The 4,217-nt window shown below is 47.1% G+C and carries 2 protein-coding genes; both read right to left on the bottom strand.

Features of this window, described 5'->3' with window-relative positions; all coding sequences use genetic code 11:
* Positions 1–390: 390 nt before the first annotated feature.
* Positions 391–2,055, bottom strand: coding sequence for an F-box/WD repeat-containing protein (locus tag KDK17_RS08235; protein ID WP_257275069.1), 1,665 nt, complete (start codon positions 2,053–2,055; stop codon positions 391–393).
* 168 nt (positions 2,056–2,223) lie between these two features.
* Positions 2,224–4,026, bottom strand: a complete 1,803-nt coding sequence (locus KDK17_RS08230; protein WP_257287825.1) for an F-box protein — start codon at positions 4,024–4,026, stop codon at positions 2,224–2,226.
* Positions 4,027–4,217 lie beyond the last annotated feature (191 nt).

Raw genomic sequence — 4,217 nt, 5'->3', positions numbered from 1 at the left:
TGTACCTCTTCAGGCAAATGGAAGAATGTAGGTTCAATGTTGTCCTGTACCCTAATATCCCTGCCCAGACTGACAGCTGTTTGCGCTCTCTCCAATCGAGGTTGCTCGGGTATTAGCGAGAGTGAAACGCCAATAATGCTGGAATTGCTGTTCGTAAGGTGCATGTCTGTTTCTCCAAAGCTCCAAAGTCAGTATTTATCCTCGTTTTGAAGGGATATTTAAAAATGATTGAAAGGTTAGAACTGGCTTTAGGATGAAAGTTCATAACACTAAGGTCAGTGAAACTAACCAGGAACAGCGCCCTGATCCGGGAAAATGCTTTGCATGGTCATTTCTGCAAAAAGTGCTTCTAATGGTCCCCTGCCGTTAACGGGTTTTTCGCTCATCCGATTATCCATCTTTGCCAAATAGTTCAGTGATTCTCGCGGTGTAATCATAACTGACGGTCAACACATATCGGCTATCGCCGCTGAAGGTGGCTGAGCTGAGTTTATCCTTGTGTGAAATGATGGCTTTTTCCAGCCATGATCCATTGCCCGCCTGACCATAAATTTTCGCCGTATTGTCGCCACTGGCGGTCACCACATGGCAGCCATCGGGACTGAAGGTGGCTCTTCGGACGAGGTCTTTGTGGTAAATAGTGCCTCTTACTTCCCATGATCCATCGGCCTGCAGGCCATGGATTTTTGCCGTGTGATCGTCACTGGTGGTCACCAGATGGCTGCCATCGACACTGAAGCTGGCTGAGTTGATCCAATCCTTGTGGGTAATGTTGGCTTTTTCTTCCCATGATCCATCAGTCTGCAGGCCATGGATTTTTGCCGTGCGATCGCTACTGGTGGTCACCACAAGACTGCCACCGGGGCTGAAGCTGGCTGTGTTAACCGCCTCTTTGTGTTGAATGGTGACTTTTTCTTCCCATGACCCATCGTCCTGCAGGCTATAGATTTTTGCCGTGTGATCCCCACTGGCGGTCACCACATGGTCGCCATCGGCGCTGAAGGTGGCTGAATAGACTGTATCCTCATGGGAAATGGTGGTTGTGACTGCCCATGATCCATCGTCCTCCTGACCATAGATTGTCGCAGCTTTATCTTCACTGACGATCACCAAATGACGGCCATCGACACTGAAGCTGGCGGAGATGACCGGAGTATTATGGTTAATAGTGTATTCAGCTTCCCATGATCCATCGGTCTCCTGGCCATAGATTTTCACCGTCTTATCCTCACTGGCAGTCACCACATGGCTGCCATTAGCACTGAAGGTGGCTGAGCGGATTCGATCCTTATGGGAAATGATGGCTTTTACCTTCCATGCTCCATCATCCTCCAGACGACAGATTTTCGCCTCGCCATCGTGACTGGCTGTCACCACATGACGGCCATCATTACTAAAGGTCGCTGATATGATCCAGTCAGTATGGAGAATGGGGGCTTTTTCTGACCATGATCCATCGGTCTTCTGACTAGCGATTTTTGCTGTTTTATCCAAGCTTGCGGTCACCACATGGCAGCTATCAGCGCTGAAGCTGGCTGTGATGATATAGCGTGAATGGGTAATTTGGGCTTTTGTCACTGGCTTGAATATTTCACATTGAGACATCAGTTTACTGTTGGTGAAAAGTAACAAAGCAGGAAAATGAATATTCTTTCGTTGTTTTATGAGAGACTCGACAGTGCCCGTATCCGCAAACGAGCTCAACCAATCACGGAGTTGTTGGTCATCTTTTGCCGAAAAGAAGGTCTTCATTTGATATTGGTTTGATAAAGAAAACCGACGATACCAGGCTCTTTCCTGAGCTCTCTCTTTTTTAACAAGAGTGTGAAGGTATTTGCATACCTTTGCTAAACGGGCAACCCCTCGAACATCCAAATATCGAATAATTTTGGACTGAATCTCTTCAGGCAAATGGAAAAATGTGGGTTGTATTTTGTCCTGTACAGCCACTTTCCTGCCCAGACTGAAACCCGTTGGCAGAACTTCCAATCGAGTTCGTTTAGGTGGTGGCGAGAGTGAGCCGTCAATGCCGGAAATGCTGTCCATAGTTGTCATACCTTATTTCTGAAGGGCTCAAAGTCATTATTTATCCCGGGTTAGAGACGACATTTAAAATTGATTGAAAGATTAGAACTGGTTTTAGAATGAAAGTTCATAAAATTGAGGTCAGTGGAATCAGGCAATAACAGCGCCCTGATCCGGGAAAGTTTTACGCTCATCCGATCATCTATCTTTCCTTCCTTTCCTACTGAGTTCAGTGATTCTTGCTTTGTTATCTCTACTGACGGTTAACACATTTCGGCCATCGGTGCTGAAGGTGGCTGAGGTGACCGCTCTCTCGTGGGAAATGGTGGCTTTTCGTCGCCATGAACCATTGGCTCTCAGAGCATAAATTATCGCGGTTTTGTCGCAACTGGCCGTCACCAAAAGGCAACCATCGGCACTAAAGGTGGCTGAATTGACCCAGCCTTTGTGGACGATGGTGACTTTTTTTACCCATGATCCATCGTCCTCCCGACCATAAATTTTCGCCGTGTTATCTTTACTGGCAGTGACTAAATGGCGGCCATCGGTGCTGAATGTGGCTGAGTTGATGAAAACATCATGGGAAATCGTGGCTATTGCTTGCCATGATTCATCGTCCTGAAGGCTACATATTTTCGCAGTATCATCAAAACTGATGGTGACCAGATGGCGGCTATCGGCGCTGAAGGTGACTGATATGACAGGACTCTTATGGGTAATGGTGGTTTTTACTTCCCATGACCCATTGTCCTTCTGGCTATAGATGTTCAGCGTGTCATTTTCACCGTTGACCGTTATATGACGGCTGTCGGGACTGAAGCAGGCCGAAATAAGCGAACCGATCGGATTGCTAAGGTTAATGGCGGCTTTTACTTCCAATGAGCCATTGTCCCCCCAGCTAAAGATTTTCAGAGTTTCATTTTCAGCGGGGAGTAACACATGACGACCACTGGGGCTGATTGTGGCCAACGGGGCCGCCACCTCAAGGGTATTGGCGGCTTTTACCTCCCATGATCCATCGTCCATCAGACCGTAGATTTTCAAAGTTTTATCCGTACCGGCCACCACTGCATGACGACCATCGGCGCTGAAGCTGGACGACAGGGTCGTAGCATTATGGTTAATAGTGTATTTTGCCTGCCATGATCCATCGTTCTCCTGACCATAGATTTTCATCGCGCCATTGAAAATGACGTTCACATAGCGGTCATCAGCACTGAAGGTGGCTGACCCGATCCAGCCCTCATGGGTAATGGTGGCTTTTAATGCCCATGAACCATCGTCCAGCTGGCCATAGATTTTCGCAGCTCTACTGTCTCTACCGACGATCAGCATATGACGGCTGTCGGCACTGAGGATAACCGCGCCGATTCGACCATTGTGGTTAATAGTGGCTTCTGATTTCCATGAGCCATCGGTCTTCTGGCCAAAGATTTTTACCGTATTATCAAAACTGGCGGTCACCAGGTGGCTGTTATTGGCGCTGAAGGTGGCTGTGAAGATACCTCGACGATGGGTAATTTCGGCCCTTGTCTTCAAGTTAAATCTTTTATACTGAGCCATCAGTTTACTGTTGGTGAAAAGAAGCTGAGCAGGAAAATAAGCACCATTTTGTTGCTTTACGACTGAATTGACAGTGTTCTTATTCGCAAACGGACTCAACCAATCACCGAGTTGTTGACTGTCTTTTGTCGCAATGACGGTCTTCAGTCGATAGGGGTAGGGTGAAGAAAACCGGCGATACCACGCTCTTTCCTGAGCTTTATCTTTTTTTACGAGGTCGTGGAGATATTTGCATACCCCGGCTAAACGGGTCACCCCGCGAAAATCCAAATAGCGAATAATTTCGCCATGAACCTCTATGGGTAAGTGGAAGAATGTGGGTTCAATTTTGTCCGGTAAAGTCACTTCCCTGCCCAGACTGAAACCCGTTGGCACCCCTTCCAATCGAGTTCGTTTAGTTGGTGGCAAGGAGCCGATAATGTCGGAAATGCTGTCCATAGTGTTCGTACCTGATTCATCCCGGGTTCCAAAGTCAGTATTTATCCTCGTTCGGAAAGGGCATTTAAAATGGATTGAAAGCTTAGAGTCGGTTTTAGAAATGAAAGTTCATAACGTGGAGGTTAGTGAAACTAAACAAAAACACGCTTAATTGGAGGTCGTTTCAGAAACAGCCTGTACAGAAAACCACT

Source organism: Endozoicomonas sp. SESOKO2, assembly GCF_024606245.1.
In the GTDB taxonomy this organism is placed as follows: domain Bacteria; phylum Pseudomonadota; class Gammaproteobacteria; order Pseudomonadales; family Endozoicomonadaceae; genus Endozoicomonas_A.
This window is presented reverse-complemented; position numbering and strand designations above follow the sequence as displayed.